We start from the raw sequence: 18,999 nt of genomic DNA, 5'->3' as shown, positions 1-18,999 counted from the left end.
GAGGGAATGACACGCTGGGCGTATGAACATCCCTTTTTTGGGCACCTGGCGCAAGAAGCACGGCCTCGCCTTCGGGGTGGCCGTGTTCACCGAAGGCGACCATGATCCGGCGGGTATCGCCGAACTCCTCGCCGAGTGCGAGCTGCTGCGCTCGCAGGCGTATCAGGCGGGTGTCGAACTCGACGACTCCGCGACCTCCTTGGAGGCGCTGGACCAGTTGCTGCCGCGCTGGCGCGACGACGAGGAGAGCCTGCCCTGGCTCGGCAACGACGCGGGCCTCTACCTCGGTTCGGTCATCGTGCGCACGGTCTCCGGCGCCGCCTGGGAGATCTGGCCCAACGGCCAGCCGGTCGTACGGCTGACCTCCGGCCGCGAGATCGACGTCGTCGCCTCAGGCCACACCTGGGCCTCCAGCGGCGCTCCCGAGCTGTCCCAGCTGTACGCCGAGGTGTCGGAGGGGTGATCCGGCGGCCGCCGTTCCCCTCCCGAACTGGCGCCCCGTAAACCTGAAACTTGATAAATACGGCTATTGCCCGAAAAGTGCGTGTCGAGTATTAAGCGCCATCTTGCCCGGATAGTTTGCGGCAACTGCGACACAGCTGAGAGTGGGTAGGGCCGGGCATGGCTGTCGATCCTCTGATCGAACTGCAGGGCGTGAACAAGTACTTCGGCGAGCTGCATGTCCTGCAGGACATCGACCTCACCGTCGCCAAGGGGGAGGTGGTCGTCGTCATCGGCCCGTCGGGGTCGGGCAAGTCGACGCTGTGCCGGACGATCAACCGGCTGGAGACCGTCCAGTCGGGCGTCATCAGGCTGGACGGCCGGCCGCTGCCGGACGAGGGCAAGGCGCTCGCCGGGCTCCGTGCCGAGGTCGGGATGGTCTTCCAGTCCTTCAACCTCTTCGCGCACAAGACGGTCCTGCAGAACGTCTCGCTCGCCCAGATCAAGGTGCGCGGCCGCAAGAAGGAGGACGCGGACCGGCGCTCCCGTGAACTCCTGGACCGCGTGGGCCTCGCCGCGCAGGCCCCCAAGTACCCGGCACAGCTCTCCGGCGGTCAGCAACAGCGCGTCGCCATCGCCCGCGCCCTCGCCATGGACCCCAAGGCACTGCTGTTCGACGAACCGACGTCGGCCCTCGACCCGGAGATGATCAACGAGGTCCTGGAAGTCATGCAGCAACTCGCGCGCGACGGCATGACCATGGTCGTCGTCACCCACGAGATGGGCTTCGCGCGCTCCGCCGCCAACCGTGTCGTCTTCATGTCCGACGGCCGCATCGTCGAGGACCGCGCCCCCGAGGAGTTCTTCACCAACCCGCGCAGCGACCGCGCCAAGGACTTCCTCTCCAAGATCCTCAAGCACTGAGCGGGGGAGTGCACCGCATGATCCGTACCACACGTGTGCGCCTCGCCCTGGTGGCGATCACCGCGCTGCTCGCCACCGTCACCGGCTGCGGCAAGGAGGGGAGCCCGCCCACCAAGGGACCGGCCGCCGAGAAGCTGCCCACCTACGAGGTCGCGAAGGGCTTCGAGCTCCCCGACTCGCCCACCTGGGAACGGGCGCGGAAGCGCGGCTACTTGAACGTCGGCGTCAAGGAGGACCAGCCGTACCTGGGCGAGAAGGACCCGGCGACCGGCGCCTACGCCGGCTTCGACATCGAGATCGCCAGGATGATGGCGGCCTCACTCGGCTTCGACCCGAAGTCCGTCAACTTCAGGACGGTGGCCTCGGCCAACCGCGAAACCGCCCTGCAGAACGGCCAGATCGACTACTACGTCGGCACCTACACCATCAACGACCTGCGCAAGAGGCTCGTCGGCTTCGCGGGGCCGTACTACATGGCCGGTCAGTCCCTGCTGGTCCGCAAGGACGAGAACGACATCCACGGCCCCCAGGACCTGGCCGGCAAACGCGTCTGCTCGGCGGCCGGTTCGACGCCCTACCAGCGCATCAAGGCGGACTACCCGAAGGCCACACTCGTCGCCTACGACACCTACTCGGTCTGCGTCGACAACCTGCTCACCTACCAGGTCGACGCCGTCACCACCGACGACGCGATCCTGATCGGCTACGCGGCGAAGGCCCCCGACGAACTCAAGGTAGTCGGCAAGCCGTTCTCCAAGGAGCCCTACGGCATCGGCGTCCCGCGCGGGGACAACGCGCTGCGCTACGCACTCGACGACGCGCTGGAGGCCCGGGAGAAGAACGGCGACTGGAAGAGGGCGTACGAGGCGACGCTCGGGCTCTCCGGCGTGCCCGCGCCCGCCCCGCCCGCCATCGACCGCTACCCGGCGAGCTGAACGAGGCCGACGTGAACGTACTGACAGACAACTTCTCCCTCTTCGCCGAGGGATTCCTCGGCACGGTCGAACTCACCGTCTACGCATCGGTGCTGGCGCTTCTGCTGGGCTTCCTGATGGCCTCGTTCAGGGTCGCGCCGGTCGCCTCCCTGCGGGCCCTCGGCACGGCCTGGGTGGCCGTGCTGCGCAACACCCCGCTCACCCTGCTGTTCTTCGCGGTCCTGCTCGGCCTGCCGCGCTTCGGACTCGTGCTGCCCTTCCAGGTGTTCGCGGTCCTGGCGCTCGGCTGCTACACCTCGGCGTTCATCTGCGAGGCGCTGCGGGCCGGCATCAACACCGTGCCCAGGGAACAGGGCGAGGCGGCCCGCAGCCTCGGCATGACGTTCCGACAGACGCTCTCGCTGGTGGTCCTGCCGCAGGCCTTCCGCTCCGTGATCCCGCCGATCGGCTCCACCCTCATCGCGCTCGCCAAGAACTCCGCCATCGCCGGGGCGTTCAGCGTCACCGAACTGCTCGGCACCTACAAGACGCTCAGCGAGCTCGGCTACAACATCGTCTGGACCTTCGTCTGGATCGCCGTCGGGTACCTGATCATCACCCTCGCCATCAGCGCGGTCTTCAATGTTCTCGAAAAGCGCTGGGGAGTCGCCCGATGACCGCCACCGCCCCTCAGCCACCCGCCCACCGGCCCGCGGGCCGCCGGTCCACCACCCACCGGTCCACCGCCCTCTACGACGTCCCCGGGCCGAGGACCCGGCAACGGCACCGCATGTACGGGGTCGTGTCCACCGTCCTGATCCTCGCCCTGATCGGCTGGATCCTCTATCTCCTGTTCGACACCGGCCAGTTCACGCACACCAAGTGGATGCCCTTCGAGTACAAGGGCATCCAGGAACTTCTGCTGCGAGGACTGGGGAACACGCTCAAGGCCTTCGCGCTGGCCGCCGTGTTCTCGCTGGCGCTGGGCGCGGTGCTCGCCACGGGGCGCCTCTCCGACCACGGCCCGGTGCGCTGGATCTCCACGCTGGTCGTCGAGTTCTTCCGCGCCATGCCCGTGCTGGTGATGATCTTCTTCATCTTCGTGGCGCTGAAGGTGCAGCCGCTGCCCGCGCTGGTCGCCGGACTGACGCTCTACAACGGCTCGGTGCTCGCCGAGGTCTTCCGCTCCGGCGTCAACTCCGTCGACCGCGGGCAGCGGGAGGCCGCGTACGCGCTCGGCATGCGCAAGACCCAGGTCATGTCCCACGTCCTCGTACCGCAGGCCGTACGGGCCATGCTGCCCGCCATCATCAGCCAGCTGGTGGTGGCGCTGAAGGACACCTCGCTCGGTTTTCTCATCACCTATGAGGAGTTCCTCCACGCCGGGAAACTGATCGCGTCCAACCTCGACTACGATTTGCCGTTCATCCCCGTGGTGATGGTGATCTCGCCGATCTACATCGGGATGTGCATGCTGCTCTCCTGGTTCGCCCAGCGGGTGTCCCGGTGGGAGCGGCGCAGTCCCAAGACCGAGGCCGTGAATGTGGCACCGGCCGAACCAGGGACGCTGCTGCCGGGTGGGGGGTTTCCCCCCACCGCCCCGAGACCGTAGGGGGAGCAGCAGCTCACAGGGCCAGACCCGGCCGGCGGCAGCCGGAGATCACTGCTCGCGCAGGGGAATCGACACGTAGGACGGGTCGTTCGCCGGTGAGGAGAAGGTCAGCTGCGCGCCGGACGGGTTGTGCTCGATGTAGAGCGGGTCGACCGTGTCGACGACCAGGGCGAGCCGGTGCCCTGCCGGGACGTCGTAGGCCGTGGAGTACAGGTCCAGGTCGACGCCGAACGGCTTGCCGGGCGTCTGCCCGTGGAAGGTGTACGGCGCGTTGCTGACCAGCTTGCCGAGGCCGAGCGGCCCCACGTCGTACAGATAGGCGACGAGGGTGCCGCTCTCCTTGGTCGGGGTGAGGGTGGTGTGCAGCCGGGCGGTGCCGCGCACCTGCTGGGCGCTCGCGTACCGCTGTGACTGCCAGACGGCCGCCCAGCGGCGCGGCAGCAGCGGGATGGCGGCCGTCGGGGGGACCCGCGCCAGCTGGTCCAGGACGCTGGAGAGGAAGATGATCCCGCCGTCCGCGCCCGAGTCGACGTTCGTGTGGATCGTGGTGGTGCCCGCCAGTGCGATCTTCCTCGTGGTGGCGCCGACCGACTTCCAGTCCGGGTAGCCCTCGTAGCCGCCGGCGGAACGGGACTTGAGCTGGACCGGCTGCTCGCGGTCGATTCCGTTGTCCTCGCCCCTGAGGTAGTGGTCGAACCAGCGGCCGGTGTCCGTCCACACGTCGTTGGGGACTCCGAACAGACCGGGCAGCTCGGCGGTGGCGTGGTCGCCGGGGCGGAACTCCAGACGCTTGGGTCCGGTCAGCTCCTCGTAGAAGCGGGCGTACTGGTTGGGCGGGAAGATCGTGTCGCCCCAGGCGTTGGCCATGAAGACGGCCGGCCTGTTCTTCTCGAGCTGGTCGACATACGTCTCGGGGGAACGTTTCCTCCCCCAGGCGATCATCTCCTGTTCCTTCGAGAGGTCCGAGGAGAAGAAGCCCTCCAGGGTCTGACGGAGTTCGGCGCTGGGGCGGCCGGTGAGAGCGCCGACGCCGCCGAGCAGGGCGGTGGCCTGGCTGTGCTGAGTGCGGCCCGAGTAGATGGAGTCGATGAGATCGGCCCAGCCGCTGAGCGCGGCGACCGCCTTGATCCGCTTGTCGTGCTCGGCGGCCAGCAGGCTGATCCCGGCGCCGTACGAGACACCGGCCACACCGATCCGCCGCGCGTCGGCGGGGGTGTTGGCGAGCGCCCAGTCGATCACCTTGGAGGTGTCGGCCACGTCGGGCGGCCCCGCCACTTCTATCTCGCCGCCGGACTGCCAGAAGCCGCGGACGTTGTAACCGACCACCACATAGCCGGAGTCGGCGAGTCTTTGGGCCTGTGCGAGGTACTCGACCTGGGGCAGACCCCAGCTCGTGGGCAGCACGATGAGCGGGTAGGTGCGGGTTCCGTCGGCGTCCGAGGGGGTGACGACGTTGCCCTTGAGAACCGTGCCGCCGTCCCCGGTGATGTCGACGAAGCGGACGCCGCCCGTGGCCGCCCGGACGGTGGGGGCGAGCCCGAGGGTGCCGCCGGTGATCAGGGCCGCCGTGACGGCACCCACGGCGGTCGTGCGCAGGGCATGGCGATGGAGTCCCACGGGCCACTCCTCACTCGTGTCGGTGGAAAGTGACCCGACGGTAACCTCGCGCGCTTACCGGAAGTAACCCGTCGGTAAGTTACGCACGGGTAAAGGTTCCGGGAAGCTGCCGGAACCTACGAGGCGCGGTGCGAGCTGCGTGCCGGCGTGGGCGTGGGCGTGGGCGCGGGTGGCGGGGTCCTGGCTGCGCGGGTCACGTCCGCGACGAGTTCGACCACATCGGGGCCGTACGCCTGCGAGTTCACCACCTTCAGCAGCAGGACGAAGGAGTTCCCGCCGTGTTTGCGCGCCAGGCGCTCGTGGTTGCGGGCGAGGTAGCGGGTCGCGGCCTGGTTGGTGATCGCGCGCTGGCCGCAGAAGAGGAACACCGGCCGCGTCCCGCGCTCATGACCGGCGACCAGCCGGGCGAGGATCACGTACTCGCCCTTGCCCGCCTCCAGGAGGTAGCGCTCGCTGCCGATCTGGAACGCGCCGCGCTCCGGGCCCGGTTCCGAGTCGACGTTCACGTCGACACCCGGAAGCAGCGAGTGCAGGTGCGCCGCCATCCGCCGGTTCGACGAGGGGCCTCCCACGCAGAACTCCGTACGCTCCCCGAAACCCTGCTGCGTCGCGTCGTGCGCGATAACCTGGGCATGCGCGCCACAGTCCTTGATCAGGGCGGACAGTTCGAGCAACGCGAACACGTCGTGCCGCATCACCGTGAGCTCCGGGCCGCCCGCCTCCCGGTTGACCACCAGCAGCGACTCGGAGTTGTCGGGCAGTCCGAAGAACGCCTGCTTGCGCCGGAGTCTGCGCTTCCACAGGTACGTACGGGCGAGCCAGCCGAGGGAGGCGCTGACGCCTGCCGCCAGCACGCCGAGGACGATGTTGCGCACGTCGTCATTCATGGGCGCGCATGCTAGCCGGAATGCGCAACGGTGTTCGAGGGGGTCCTGACGGAAGGGCGGAGGTGCGGTTACGCTGCGCGGACGGCTGTTGACTGGAGGTACGGATGCGTCGCCCTGTTGCGCGGAATCTGGCGGTCTTGGCGGTTTCGGCCGCGATGGTCTCGGTCGGTGCGGCAGCGCCTCCCGGCGCCGGGAAGGCGGCCGTGTCGGCCGCCGGCGGCGCGTCGGCGAAGGTGCCGGTCGCCGTCGGGTACGGCGGCGCGGTGGCGAGCGTCGACGCCGACGCCTCCGCCGCGGGTATCGAGGTCCTCAGGAAGGGCGGCAACGCGGTGGACGCGGCGGTCGCCACGGCCGCGGCCCTCGGTGTCACCGAGCCCTACTCGTCCGGCGTGGGCGGTGGCGGCTACTTCGTCTACTACGACGCCAAGTCCCGCACGGTGCACACGATCGACGGCCGCGAGACGGCGCCGCTGAGCGCCGACTCGGGGCTGTTCCTGGAGAACGGTCAGCCGCTCGCCTTCGCGGACGCCGTCACCAGCGGACTGAGCGTCGGTACGCCGGGTACGCCCGCGACCTGGCAGACGGCGCTGGACAGTTGGGGCAGCAGGCGGCTGAGCAGCGTCCTCGAGCCCGCGGAACGGATCGCCCGCGACGGCTTCACGGTCGACGCGACCTTCCGCTCCCAGACGGAGTCCAACGAGGCCCGCTTCAGGAACTTCCCGGACACCGCCAAGCTGTTCCTGCCCGGCGGCTCGCTCCCGGCGGTCGGCTCGACGCTCACCAACCCCGACCTCGCGCGCACCTACGAGGAGTTGGGGCGCAAGGGCGTCGGCGCGATCTACCACGGCGACCTCGGCAAGGACATCGTCGCCACCGTGAACAAGCCGCCGGTGGACACCGGTTCCCGATACAACGCCCGGCCCGGAAAGCTGTCGCTCAGGGACCTGGCGGCGTACCGGGCGAAGAAGCAGGCGCCGACGGAGACCGCGTACCGCGGCCGGAAGGTCTACTCGATCGCGCCCTCCTCGTCCGGTGGCACCACGGTCGGCGAGGCCCTCAACATCCTGGAGCGGACCGACCTCTCCAAGGCGAGCGACGTGCAGTACCTGCACCACTACATCGAGGCCAGCCGGATCGCGTTCGCCGACCGGGGGCGCTGGGTCGGCGACCCGGCCTTCGAGCACGTACCCACGAAGGAACTGCTGTCGCAGAAGTACGCCGACTCCCGCGCGTGCCTCGTCAAGGACCACTCGGTGCTGACCAGCCCGCTCGCACCGGGCGACCCGCGCCACCCGGCGGCCTGCTCCACCGCGGGGACCGCCGCTCCGACGACGTACGAGGGCGAGAACACCACGCACCTCACGGTCGCCGACAAGTGGGGTGACGTCGTCTCGTACACGCTGACCATCGAGCAGACCGGCGGCAGCGGCATCACCGTCCCGGGCCGCGGCTTCCTCCTCAACAACGAGTTGACGGACTTCTCCTTCACCCCGGCCAGTCCGGCCGTGCACGACCCGAACCTGCCCGGCCCCGGCAAGCGGCCGCGCTCGTCGATCTCGCCGACGATCGTGCTGGACCGGCACGACCGGCCGGTGGTGGCGCTCGGTTCACCGGGCGGTGCCACCATCATCACCACCGTGCTGCAGACGCTCACCGGATTCCTGGACCGCGGACTGCCGCTCGTCGACGCGATCGCCGCTCCGCGTGCCAGCCAGCGCAACGCGGCACAGACGGAACTCGAACCGGGCCTGTACGACAGCGCGCTCAGGACCCGGCTGGAGGCACTCGGACACTCCTTCAAGCCCAACCCCGAGATCGGCGCGGCGACAGGCGTCCAGCGCCTTCCGAACGGCAAGTGGCTGGCAGCGGCGGAGCCGGTACGGCGCGGGGGCGGATCGGCGATGGTGGTGCGTCCCGCGTCCTGAGGGCGGTCCGGGCGTGAGCGGGCGAACGGCGCGGGACACCGCGCCGTTCGCGGCACGCTCGCGCGGGCCCGGGGTCAGCGCGCCGTCAGGATGCGGGGCCCCGAGTCCGTGATGGCCACCGTGTGCTCGGCGTGGGCCGCGCGGGAGCCGTCGTCCGTACGCAGGGTCCAGCCGTCGGGCGCCGCGTGGAACCCGTCGGTGCCGCCGCCGATGAGCATGGGCTCGATGGCGAGGACCATGCCGTGGCGCAACGGCAGGCCGCGGCCGGGGCGCCCCTCGTTGGGGACGGGCGGGTCCTCGTGCATACGGCGGCCCACGCCGTGGCCGCCGAAGCCGTCCGGGATGCCGTACCCCGCAGCGCGGCAGACCGTGCCGACGGCGTGCGCGATGTCCCCGATGCGGTTGCCGACGACGGCCGCCGCGATGCCCGCCGCGAGGGCGCGGTCGGCGGTCTCGACCAGGCGGACGTCGGCGGCGCGCGGCCGGCCGACGACGAAGCTGATCGCCGAGTCGCCGACCCAGCCGCCCAGTTCGGCGCCGAAGTCGATGGAGACCAGGTCTCCGTCGCGCAGCCGGTAGCCGGTGGGGATCCCGTGCACGATCGCGTCGTTCACGGAGGCGCAGATGACCGCGGGGAACGGGGTGGGTGCGAAGGAGGGGCGGTAGCCGAGGAAGGGGGAGCCGGCGCCCGCGTCCCGCAGCACCTGGTGGGCGACCTCGTCCAGCTCCAGCAGGGAGATGCCCACGGCCGCCGCTTCCCGCACGGCCGTGAGCGCCCTGCCCACGACCTGTCCCGCCTCGTGCATCGCGTCGATCGATGTGTCCGTCTTGAGTTCCACCATGCCAATTACTATACCGGTATTAGAATGGGCTCATGGTGCGTACCCCGCTGACCCCCGAAGAGCGCGAACGCGGCGAGCGTCTCGGGCAGTTGCTGCGCGAGGCCCGTGGAGGCCGGAGCATGGTGGAGGTCGCGGCGACCGCCGGGATCTCGGCCGAGACCCTGCGCAAGATCGAGACGGGGCGGGCTCCCACCCCCGCCTTCTTCACCGTGGCGGCGCTGGCGAGGGCGCTCGGGCTGTCCATGGACGACCTCGATCACCGGACTCCGCTCCCGGCCCGAAAACTCCCTGTAGCCGTTCCGTAACACGGAGGGTGTTTTCTACCGGACCGGAGTACTCCAGTCGGGTGGGGGGTTGTGTGATGGCTGTGGATCAACTCCCCGGCGAGGTGCGGGAGTTCGCGAATTATCTGGACGGGCTGATGCGGCGGCTCGATCAGGGCGGCGGCTGGTGCGGGGTGTTCTGGCAGCGCGACCCCGACGGAATGCGGGCCTGCCTGGACGGCTGGGAGGTGCCGCCCTGGGACGTGGTCGAGGCGCTTTTGCAGGACCTCGGCGCGGAGTACGGCGGCGGGGCCGCCGCGCAGGAGGCCCCGCGGGCCCGCTCGCTGCACGGCGCCTCGCTCGCCGCGTTCGACGCCCGGCCGGGCGGCCGCGACGCGCTCGGTGACCGTCTGGACGTGATGCTCCGCGAACAGCGCTACGCGGCGGAACGCCGGACCGAGCTGAACCGGCTGCTGGGGGAGGCCGCCACCCCGCAGGACGCCGACTCGGTCCGGCTGGACCTGGCCTGGGCCCGGGACGACCACGAACGGGCCACGGCCCGCTGCCTCGAACTCCGCCATCGCATGGAAGACCTCGACCGACGCGCCCTGCGTACCCACGCATCGGGCGCGCTCGGCTTTTCGGGGCCCGCCGGCGGCGTACCCCGGGCCGGGGACGGTGGTGAGCGCGGGAACCGTGCGGGCGGGACGTGGGCCGAGGACGGATGGGTCGAGGTCACGGGGACCGCGCCGACGGGGACGGCGCCCACGGGGACGGCGCCCACGGGGACGGCGCCCACGCGGACGGCGGCCGGCCCCCGTGCGGCCGTTCCCGAGCGGACGGGACGGCCCTCGCCGTTCGCGGACCCCTCGGCGCCGGTTCGGTCCGAGACCGCCGAGACGGGCCCGTACGACCCGTCGGCCATGTCTCCGGGGCCGGGCCCCGAAGCCTTCCCCCGCACCGGCCCCGACGCACCCGCCGCCCCGTCCGCCGCGAGCCGCCCCGCCGCCGCGTCCGCCGGACCCGGTGGGGAGGGCGACGCCTTCGGCCCCGGTGGTCCCGGCACCCGGGGCTACGCGCGCGACGCCGGACGGCCCGGGTCCGGTGAGGTCCTCGCGGAGGCCGGCGCCGCTGTACGCGGGGACGGCTCCGGGTCCGCGTCTCCCGCTTCCGGTCCCGGGCACGACGTGTACGACCCCGGGTCCCGGCCGCAGGACGCCGCCGGCGCCGTACGGCCCCACGACGGACCCCGGACGCCGGCCGCGCGGTCCACGGCCCCCGAGCCCGCCCCGGCCCCCGGACACCGCTCCAGGCGCCGTCCCCGGGGAAGCGCGCGGTTCGCCGGGATGATGGAGGCCGACGCGACCCCCGTGCCCGTCCCCGGGACGCCCGCGCCCCTGCCCGCCGGCCCGGCCGCGCCGAACCGCCGTACGCCCCGCGGCGCGCGTTTCGCCGGGGCCGCGGAGGAGCGGGCCGAGCCGCGGACGGAACCCCGGGCGGAGCCCCTGGACGGGGACGCCCGGCGGGCCACCGCGGAGACCGTCCGGACACTGGTCCGACTGCGCGCCGAGGGCCGCAGCGGCGAGGCGCACGCCGCACTCGTCGAGGCCGCGTACTGGCCCGCCGCCCGCTTCCCCCTGCTCGCCGCCGAGTTGCACGACGCGGGCCTCGACGCGGACTGGGCCACCCTGCTGTGGGAGGCCGCCTCGCTCCCCGCGGACCGGCTGGTCGCCGCGTCCGACGCGCTCGTCGCGGCCGGCCGCACCACCGACGGACAGCAGATGCTGCGCCAGGGCGTCGGCCGCCCCGCACCGGAGATCGGGGCCGCCGTGCTCGGCCTCGCCGACGAGGGCCGCCGACGCGAGGTCCGTGCGCTGCTCGACGCCTACGTACGGGTCCGTGCCCCCGAGGAGGCCGCCCGCAGCGCGGAGAGCGATCCGGCGCGGCTCGTGCCGCTCCTGCTGGACGCCGCCCGGGGAATCTCGGAGGAACGTCACTGGGACCTGGTGCACGCGCTTCGGGTGGCGGGCTTCGCGGCCTGAGTCACCCGGGCGGCCCACGCCCCGGTCAGCCTCTCACCCACAGGGGGGTGAAACGTGATCGACTCAGCGGGTTAACCCCGATGGTCTTGGCAAGGCTGTCCAGGGGGCTTACTTTCGAGCCTCTACCGCCTTTGTCTACGGGCGTAGAGGCTCTCTGACGTCCCGTCGAAGGAGCAGCTCATGGCCAACGTCGTACGCGCCGCTCTGGTCCAGGCGACCTGGACCGGCGACACCGCATCCATGGTCGCCAAGCACGAGGAGCACGCCCGCGAGGCGGCCCGGCAGGGCGCGAAGGTGATCGGCTTCCAGGAAGTCTTCAACGCCCCCTACTTCTGCCAGGTCCAGGAGCCCGAGCACTACCGCTGGGCGGAGCCCGTGCCCGACGGGCCGACCGTGACCCGCATGCGGGAACTCGCCCGCGAGACCGGCATGGTCATCGTCGTGCCCGTCTTCGAGGTCGAGCAGTCCGGCTTCTACTTCAACACCGCGGCCGTGATCGACGCCGACGGCACCTTCCTCGGCAAGTACCGCAAGCACCACATCCCCCAGGTCAAGGGCTTCTGGGAGAAGTACTACTTCAAACCGGGCAACCTCGGCTGGCCCGTCTTCGACACCGCGGTCGGCCGGATCGGCGTCTACATCTGCTACGACCGCCACTTCCCCGAGGGCTGGCGGCAACTCGGCCTCAACGGCGCCCAGCTCGTCTACAACCCCTCCGCCACCTCCCGCGGCCTCTCCGCCTACCTCTGGCAGCTGGAGCAGCCCGCCGCGGCCGTCGCCAACGAGTACTTCATCGCCGCGATCAACCGGGTCGGGCAGGAGGAGTACGGGGACAACGACTTCTACGGAACCTCGTACTTCGTCGACCCGCGTGGACAGTTCGTGGGGGAGACCGCCGGCGACAAGACCGAGGAACTCGTCGTCCGGGACCTCGACTTCGACCTGATCGAGGAGGTGCGTCAGCAGTGGGCGTTCTACCGCGACCGTCGGCCCGACGCGTACGAGGGGCTGGTGCAGCCGTGAGCGACCTGTACGCACGGCACAAGGCGGTCCTGCCCGACTGGCTCGCCCTCTACTACCAGGACCCGTTGGAGATCACCCACGGCGAGGGCCGCCATGTCTGGGACGCCGACGGCAACAAGTACCTGGACTTCTTCGGCGGCATCCTGACGACGATGACCGCGCACGCGCTGCCCGAGGTGACCAAGGCCGTCAGCGAGCAGGCCGGACGGATCATCCACTCCTCCACGCTCTACCTCAACCGGCCGATGGTCGAACTCGCCGAGCGCGTCGCCCAGTTGTCCGGCATCCCGGACGCCCGCGTCTTCTTCACCACCTCCGGCACCGAGGCCAACGACACGGCGCTGCTGCTCGCCACCGCCCACCGGCGCAGCAACCAGATCCTGGCGATGCGCAACAGCTACCACGGCCGCTCCTTCAGCGCGGTCGGCATCACCGGCAACAAGGGCTGGTCGCCGACCTCGCTCTCGCCGCTGCAGACGCTGTACGTCCACGGCGGCGTCCGTACCCGCGGTCCCTACGCCGACCTGTCCGACAGCGAGTTCATCGCGGCCTGCGTCGAGGACCTCAGGGACCTGCTCGGTCACGTCCGGCCGCCCGCGGCCCTGATCGCCGAACCCGTCCAGGGCGTCGGCGGCTTCACGATCCCGCCCGACGGCCTCTACGCGGCCTTCCGTGAGGTTCTCGACGAGCACGGCATCCTCTGGATCGCCGACGAGGTGCAGACCGGCTGGGGGCGCACCGGCGAGCACTTCTGGGGCTGGCAGGCACACGACGCCGCGGGCCCGCCGGACATGCTGACCTTCGCCAAGGGCATCGGCAACGGCATGTCCATCGGCGGCGTCGTCGCCCGCGCCGAGATCATGAACTGCCTGGACTCCAACTCCATCTCGACCTTCGGCGGCTCACCGGTCACGATGGCGGCGGGGCTGGCGAACCTCGCCTACCTCCTCGAACACGACCTCCAGGGCAACGCCCGGCGCGTCGGCGGTCTGCTCATCGAGCGGCTGCGGGCGATCGCCGCGCAGGTCGACGGCGTACGGGAGGTCCGCGGTCGCGGGCTGATGATCGGCGTCGAACTGGTGAAGCCCGGCACCGACGAGGCGCATCCCGAGGGCGCCGCCGCCGTGCTCGAAGCGGCCCGCCAGGAAGGCCTGCTGATCGGCAAGGGCGGCGGTCACGACACCAGCGTGCTGCGCATCGCGCCGCCACTGTCCCTCACCGTCGCGGAGGCGGAGGAGGGCGCGGCGATCCTCGATCGCGCGCTGAGGTGCACCCGGTAAGAGAACCTGAGCAAGGGAACGTCGCCATGACCACCGCCTCGGACACCGCCCTGTCGGTACGCCAGGTCCTCACCCTGGAACGGGTGCTCGCCGGAGAGCCCGAGGTGGTGGCGGGCGCGGGCCACCTCGACCGGCCCGTGCGCTGGGTGCACGTGGCGGAGGCCGCCGACGTGGGCGTGATGCTCAGCGGCGGCGAAATGGTGCTGACCACCGGCGTGTTGCTGGCCGGTGACCCGGACGCGCAGGCCGAGTACATCCGTTCGCTGCACCGCGCGGAGGCCGCGGCCGTCGTCCTCGGGCTCGGCCGGGCCTTCCCCGCGCCGCCGGAGGTGATGCGCCGGGCCGCCGAGCGGTGCGGGCTGCCCATGGTCGTGCTGCACCGCCCCTTCCCCTTCGCCGAGTTGACGGAGGAGGTGCAGTCCCGGCTGGTCTCCAGCAAGTTCGCGGCGGTGAGTCTCTCCGAGTCCGTACGCACCGCGCTCACCGGCCTCATCACCTCGGGCGCCCCCATGCAGCGGATCCTCGACGAGATCGCGGGCCACGCGGCCTGCCCCGTCGTCGTCACCAACCTCGCCCACCGGGTCCTCGCCACGGCGGGGGAGCGGTCCGCGGTGGACGACGTGCTGCGCGACTGGGAGCGCATCGCCCGGCAGGCGGGCGGCAGCGAGGGCGACGGGTGGATCCGGGCCGAGCTGGGCGGCCGGGGCGAGCGCTGGGGCCGCATCGTGCTGTGCGGTCACCGCGGCGACCCGGTGACCGGGCGGCTGCTCGCCGACCGGGCCGCCGAGGCCCTGGTCCTGCACCGGATGCTCGCCGGCTCCGCGCACACCTGGGAGGAGGAGTCCGCGCAGAGCCTGCTCACCGACCTCGTGAGCGGGGTCGTACCGGCGCGGCAGCTCCTCCCGCGAGCGCGCGCCGCCGGGCTGCCCGTGAACCGGCGGTCCTTCGTGCCGCTGGCCGTCCGGGACGGCGACCCGGCCCAACTGGACCGGGTGCTCAGGCTGCTCGGCCTGTCCGGACTCGTCGCCGAACTCGCCGACGGGGCCACCGCCGTGCTGCTGAGCCTCGCCCGGGACCAGGACGCCGAGGCGCTGGCCGCGCACTTCGCCACCCGGCTGCGCCACGAGACCGGCGCCCCCGCGACCGTGGCGGCCGCCTCCGCGCGCCACGCCTGGGACGACGTCCCCGGCGGCCTGCGGGAGGCCCTGCACGTCGCCGAGGCCGCCGCCGACACTCCGGTCGGCCAGGAGGACCACCCGGTGCTCGTACGGCTGCGTGACGTCCATCTGCGCGGCCTGGTGCGGCTGCTCAGGGACGACCCGCACGTCCAGTCCTTCGCCGAACGGGAGCTGGACGGGCTGCTGTGCGGGGCCGACGCGGAGTCGGAGCTGCTGCCCGTGCTGCGGACGTATCTCGCGACGGGCCGCAACAAGTCCCGCACCGCGCGGCTCCACCACGTCAGCCGGCCCGCGCTCTACCGACGGCTGGAGGCGATAGAGGCGCGCCTCGCCGTGAACCTCGACGACTTCGAACAGGCGGCCTCCGTGCACATCGCGCTGCTCGCGCACGACGCTCAACAACGGTGAAACACCGGATGACTCAGGTGAAACATGCGACGACGCGGGGGTGACACCGTGGAACGGCAACGCACCTCAGACGTGACACGGTGCACCTCAAAGCAGCCTGCCGGGCTTTCTAGGCTCCTCGCACACCGAGCGACCGGAGGTCCCGATGAGCAGAGTGATCCGCGCCGCCGTCTTCCAGACCGCCTGGACCGGCGACAAGGAGTCGATGATCCAGGTCCACGAGCAGGCGGCCCGAGACGCCGCCGCGCAGGGCGCACAGGTCCTGTGTTTCCAGGAGCTCTTCTACGGGCCCTACTTCTGCCAGGTCCAGGACAAGGCCTTCTACGAGTACGCCGAACAGATCCCCGAGGGCCCGATCGTCCGGCGCTTCCAGGCGCTCGCCGAGGAACTGGGCATCGTCCTCGTCCTGCCGATGTACGAGGAGGAGCAGCCCGGGGTCCTGTACAACACCGCGGCGGTGATCGACGCCGACGGCTCCTACCTGGGCAAGTACCGCAAGACCCACATCCCGCAGGTCGAGGGGTTCTGGGAGAAGTTCTACTTCCGGCCGGGCAACTCCGGCTGGCCGGTCTTCGACACCGCCGTCGGCAGGATCGGTGTCTACATCTGCTACGACCGGCACTTCCCGGAGGGCTGGCGCGCGCTGGGCCTCGCGGGTGCCGAGATCGTCTTCAACCCCTCGGCCACCTCGCGCGGACTCTCCGGCTACCTGTGGCAGCTGGAACAGCCGGCCGCGGCCGTCGCCAACGAGTACTTCGTGGGCGCGATCAACCGGGTGGGCGTCGAGGAGTACGGCGACAACGACTTCTACGGGACGAGCTACTTCGTCGACCCGGAGGCCCAGTTCGTCGGCGAGGTGGCGAGCGACAAGGAGACCGAACTCGTCGTCCGCGACCTGGACCTGGCCAAGCTCCGCGAGGTGCGCGACCGGTGGCAGTTCTACCGGGACCGCGCCCCGGGGGCGTACGGGCCGCTGACGGCTCCCTGACGGACGGTCCCTGGTGGGCCCGGCCGGCCGGGCCGGGCCCACCGGCCCTCCTTCCCCTCAGGCCTCCCCGGAGGAAACAGCGTTGACCTCAGCTTCTGACAGCTTCGGAATTCCCCCAGTGCACGCACGACAGGAAGGAGAGGGAGCATGAGCCGTACCGTCATCCGCGGTGGCCTCGTCATCACCGCGTCCGACGAGATGCACGCCGACGTCCTGATCGAGGACGGCCGGGTCGTCGCGCTCGCCGCGACCGGCACCCCGACGGCCGAGTCGTGGACGGCCGAGCGGACCATCGACGCCGCGGGGAAGTACGTCATCCCGGGCGGCGTCGACGCCCACACCCACATGGAGCTGCCGTTCGGCGGCACCTTCGCCTCCGACACCTTCGAGACGGGCACCAGGGCGGCGGCCTGGGGTGGCACCACCACCATCGTCGACTTCGCGGTGCAGAGCGTCGGCCACTCGCTGCGCGAGGGCCTCGACGCCTGGAACGCCAAGGCCGACGGCCAGTGCGCCATCGACTACGCCTTCCACATGATCGTCTCGGACGTCAACCAGGACACGCTGAAGGAGATGGACCTGCTGGTCCAGGAGGGCGTCACCTCCTTCAAGCAGTTCATGGCCTACCCCGGCGTCTTCTACAGCGACGACGGCCAGATCCTGCGCGCCATGCAGCGCTCCGCCGAGAACGGCGGCCTGATCATGATGCACGCCGAGAACGGCATCGCGATCGACGTGCTCGTCGAGCAGGCGCTGGCCCGGGGCGAGACCGACCCGCGCTTCCACGGCGAGGTCCGCAAGGCGCTCCTGGAGGCCGAGGCCACCCACCGCGCCATCAAGCTCGCGCAGGTCGCGGGGGCACCGCTGTACGTCGTGCACGTCTCGGCGCAGGAGGCGGTCGCCGAGCTGGCGCGGGCGCGCGACGAGGGCCTGAACGTGTTCGGCGAGACCTGCCCGCAGTACCTGTTCCTGTCCACGGACAACCTGGCCGAGCCCGACTTCGAGGGCTCGAAGTACGTGTGCAGCACCCCGCTGCGGCCCAAGGAGCACCAGGCCGCGCTCTGGCGGGGCCTGCGCACCAACGACCTCCAGGTGGTGTCGACGGACCACTGCCCCTTCTGCTTCGTGGGCCAGAAGGAGCTCGGCCGCGGCGACTTCTCGAAGATCCCCAACGGCCTGCCCGGCGTCGAGAACCGCATGGACCTGCTGCACCAGGCCGTCGTCGACGGACACCTCTCCCGCCGCCGCTGGATCGAGATCGCCTGTGCGACCCCGGCCCGGATGTTCGGCCTGTACCCGAAGAAGGGCACCATCGCGCCGGGCGCCGACGCCGACATCGTCATCTACGACCCGCACGCCGAGCAGGTCATGTCCGTCGAGACGCAACACATGAACGTCGACTACTCGGCGTACGAGGGCAAGCGTGTCACCGGCCGCGTCGAGTCCGTGCTCTCGCGCGGCGAACCGGTCATCACCGAGCGGGAGTTCACCGGACGCGCCGGGCACGGCGTCTACACCCCCCGCTCCACCTGTCAGTACCTTCTCTGAGTGCCTAGGAGTGGCGCCATGGACTTCGGACTCGTCCTGCAGACCGACCCCCCGGCCTCCCGCGTCATCGAGCTGATGAAGCGGGCCGAGGGCAACGGCTTCACGTACGGCTGGACCTTCGACTCCGCCGTGCTGTGGCAGGAACCCTTCGTGATCTACAGTCAGATCCTCGCGAACACCGAGAAGTTGACGGTCGGACCGATGGTCACCAACCCGGGCACCCGTACCTGGGAGGTCACCGCCTCCACCTTCGCGACGCTCAACGACATGTACGGCAACCGCACGGTGTGCGGCATCGGACGGGGCGACTCGGCGATGCGCGTCGCCGGACGCAAGCCGAACACGCTCGCCCGGATCAGCGGCGCGATGAAGGTCATCCGGGCGCTCGGCCGCGGCGAGGAGGCCGACCTCGGTGGCGCGGTCATCAAGTTCCCCTGGGTCAGGCCCGGCGCCGAACTCCCGGTGTGGATGGCCGCGTACGGTCCCAAGGCGCTGAAGATGACCGGCGAGGAGGCCGACGGCTTCATCCTCCAGCTCGCCGACCTCTATCTGACCGAGTACATGGTCAAGGCGGTGAAGACCGCGGCGGCCGAGGCGGGCCGGGACCCGTCCGAGGTCACGATCTGCGTGGCCGCGCCCGCCTACGTCACCGAGGACGACTCACCGGAGGCGATCGCCCACGCACGCGAGCAGTGCCGCTGGTTCGGCGGCATGGTCGGCAACCACGTCGCCGACCTCGTCTCCAAGTACGGCGAGCACTCCGCCGCGGTGCCTGAGGAACTCACCGACTACATCAAGGCCCGCGAGGGGTACGACTACTCCCACCACGGACGCAGCGACAACCCCGACACCAGGTTCGTGCCCGACGAGATCGTCGACCGGTTCTGTCTGATCGGCACGGCCGAGCAGCACGTCGAGAAACTGAACGCGCTGCGCGAGCTGGGCGTCGACCAGTTCGCCCTGTACGACATGCACGACGCGCAGGAGGCCACCATCGACGCGTACGGGTCGAAGGTCATCCCGGCCGTCAACGGCCGATGACCGTCTGAACGGCCGCCGGGCAAGGCCGTCGAGACACCGTGCCGCTCGCCCGCCGGCCACGCCCCG

17 protein-coding genes are annotated in these 18,999 nt (G+C 71.0%); 14 read left to right on the top strand and 3 right to left on the bottom strand.

The features are described from left to right. The first annotated feature begins 22 nt into the window (after nucleotides 1-22). The 5 genes from OG199_RS10735 (at nucleotide 23) to OG199_RS10715 (ending at nucleotide 3,891) form a co-directional block, all read left to right on the top strand. Nucleotides 23-463: a DUF6278 family protein gene (locus OG199_RS10735; protein ID WP_329527759.1), complete on the top strand. Its 441-nt coding sequence runs from the start codon at nucleotides 23-25 to the stop codon at nucleotides 461-463. Between the two features lie 158 nt (nucleotides 464-621). After that, nucleotides 622-1,365, top strand: a complete 744-nt coding sequence (locus tag OG199_RS10730; RefSeq protein WP_401805746.1) for an amino acid ABC transporter ATP-binding protein — start codon at nucleotides 622-624, stop codon at nucleotides 1,363-1,365. A gap of 17 nt (nucleotides 1,366-1,382) precedes the next feature. Further along, complete coding sequence (locus OG199_RS10725; RefSeq protein WP_405829239.1) at nucleotides 1,383-2,300, top strand: glutamate ABC transporter substrate-binding protein; 918 nt, start codon at nucleotides 1,383-1,385, stop codon at nucleotides 2,298-2,300. An 11-nt stretch (nucleotides 2,301-2,311) separates the two neighbouring features. Then, complete coding sequence (locus OG199_RS10720) at nucleotides 2,312-2,956, top strand: amino acid ABC transporter permease (protein WP_393076242.1); 645 nt, start codon at nucleotides 2,312-2,314, stop codon at nucleotides 2,954-2,956. After that, nucleotides 2,953-3,891, top strand: coding sequence for an amino acid ABC transporter permease (locus tag OG199_RS10715; RefSeq protein WP_405829238.1), 939 nt, complete (start codon nucleotides 2,953-2,955; stop codon nucleotides 3,889-3,891). Before OG199_RS10720 ends, OG199_RS10715 begins: the two co-directional genes overlap by 4 nt. Nucleotides 3,892-3,939: 48 nt before the next feature. On the opposite strand, the gene OG199_RS10710 is transcribed toward OG199_RS10715, so the two are convergent. Both OG199_RS10710 and OG199_RS10705 read right to left on the bottom strand, forming a co-directional pair. Continuing rightward, nucleotides 3,940-5,508: a CocE/NonD family hydrolase gene (locus tag OG199_RS10710; protein WP_405829236.1), complete on the bottom strand. Its 1,569-nt coding sequence runs from the start codon at nucleotides 5,506-5,508 to the stop codon at nucleotides 3,940-3,942. A 116-nt stretch (nucleotides 5,509-5,624) separates the two neighbouring features. Then, the gene (locus OG199_RS10705) at nucleotides 5,625-6,395 is read right to left on the bottom strand and encodes a hypothetical protein (RefSeq protein ID WP_405829235.1); all 771 of its coding nucleotides are present in this window, start codon (nucleotides 6,393-6,395) and stop codon (nucleotides 5,625-5,627) included. 104 nt (nucleotides 6,396-6,499) lie between these two features. On the opposite strand from OG199_RS10705, the gene ggt reads away from it, so the two are divergent. Beyond that, on the top strand, nucleotides 6,500-8,320 hold the full coding sequence (ggt, locus tag OG199_RS10700; RefSeq protein ID WP_405829233.1) for a gamma-glutamyltransferase: 1,821 nt from the start codon (nucleotides 6,500-6,502) through the stop codon (nucleotides 8,318-8,320). Between the two features lie 74 nt (nucleotides 8,321-8,394). On the opposite strand, the gene map is transcribed toward ggt, so the two are convergent. Beyond that, nucleotides 8,395-9,162 carry a type I methionyl aminopeptidase gene (gene map / locus OG199_RS10695; RefSeq protein WP_405829231.1) on the bottom strand — a complete coding sequence of 256 codons (768 nt, stop codon included), beginning with the start codon at nucleotides 9,160-9,162 and terminating at the stop codon, nucleotides 8,395-8,397. A 32-nt stretch (nucleotides 9,163-9,194) separates the two neighbouring features. Here map and OG199_RS10690 point away from each other — a divergent pair, with 32 nt between their 5' ends. The 8 genes from OG199_RS10690 to OG199_RS10655 all read left to right on the top strand — a co-directional run bounded on the left by OG199_RS10690 (nucleotide 9,195) and on the right by OG199_RS10655 (nucleotide 18,933). Continuing rightward, entirely contained in the window at nucleotides 9,195-9,467 is a 273-nt protein-coding gene (locus tag OG199_RS10690; protein ID WP_351725306.1) for a helix-turn-helix transcriptional regulator, read from the top strand. Nucleotides 9,468-9,523: 56 nt separating this feature from the next. After that, a complete protein-coding gene (locus OG199_RS10685; protein WP_405829229.1) occupies nucleotides 9,524-11,467 on the top strand; it encodes a hypothetical protein in 1,944 nt (647 codons plus the stop codon). Between the two features lie 180 nt (nucleotides 11,468-11,647). Continuing rightward, nucleotides 11,648-12,490 carry a nitrilase-related carbon-nitrogen hydrolase gene (locus tag OG199_RS10680; protein ID WP_405829228.1) on the top strand — a complete coding sequence of 281 codons (843 nt, stop codon included), beginning with the start codon at nucleotides 11,648-11,650 and terminating at the stop codon, nucleotides 12,488-12,490. Next, the gene (locus OG199_RS10675; protein WP_356804098.1) at nucleotides 12,487-13,770 is read left to right on the top strand and encodes an aspartate aminotransferase family protein; all 1,284 of its coding nucleotides are present in this window, start codon (nucleotides 12,487-12,489) and stop codon (nucleotides 13,768-13,770) included. Before OG199_RS10680 ends, OG199_RS10675 begins: the two co-directional genes overlap by 4 nt. 26 nt (nucleotides 13,771-13,796) lie before the next feature. After that, on the top strand, nucleotides 13,797-15,356 hold the full coding sequence (locus tag OG199_RS10670) for a PucR family transcriptional regulator (protein ID WP_356804097.1): 1,560 nt from the start codon (nucleotides 13,797-13,799) through the stop codon (nucleotides 15,354-15,356). A 145-nt stretch (nucleotides 15,357-15,501) separates the two neighbouring features. Next, nucleotides 15,502-16,344, top strand: coding sequence for a nitrilase-related carbon-nitrogen hydrolase (locus OG199_RS10665; RefSeq protein ID WP_356804095.1), 843 nt, complete (start codon nucleotides 15,502-15,504; stop codon nucleotides 16,342-16,344). 147 nt (nucleotides 16,345-16,491) lie between these two features. Next, entirely contained in the window at nucleotides 16,492-17,892 is a 1,401-nt protein-coding gene (gene hydA, locus OG199_RS10660) for a dihydropyrimidinase (protein WP_405829225.1), read from the top strand. A gap of 18 nt (nucleotides 17,893-17,910) precedes the next feature. Beyond that, complete coding sequence (locus OG199_RS10655; RefSeq protein ID WP_405829223.1) at nucleotides 17,911-18,933, top strand: TIGR03842 family LLM class F420-dependent oxidoreductase; 1,023 nt, start codon at nucleotides 17,911-17,913, stop codon at nucleotides 18,931-18,933. Nucleotides 18,934-18,999: the final 66 nt, after the last annotated feature.

Source organism: Streptomyces sp. NBC_01176 (assembly GCF_045039825.1).
Lineage (GTDB): Bacteria > Actinomycetota > Actinomycetes > Streptomycetales > Streptomycetaceae > Streptomyces.
The sequence above is the reverse complement of the archived record's forward strand: the minus strand, read 5'-3'. Positions and strand labels throughout refer to the sequence as shown.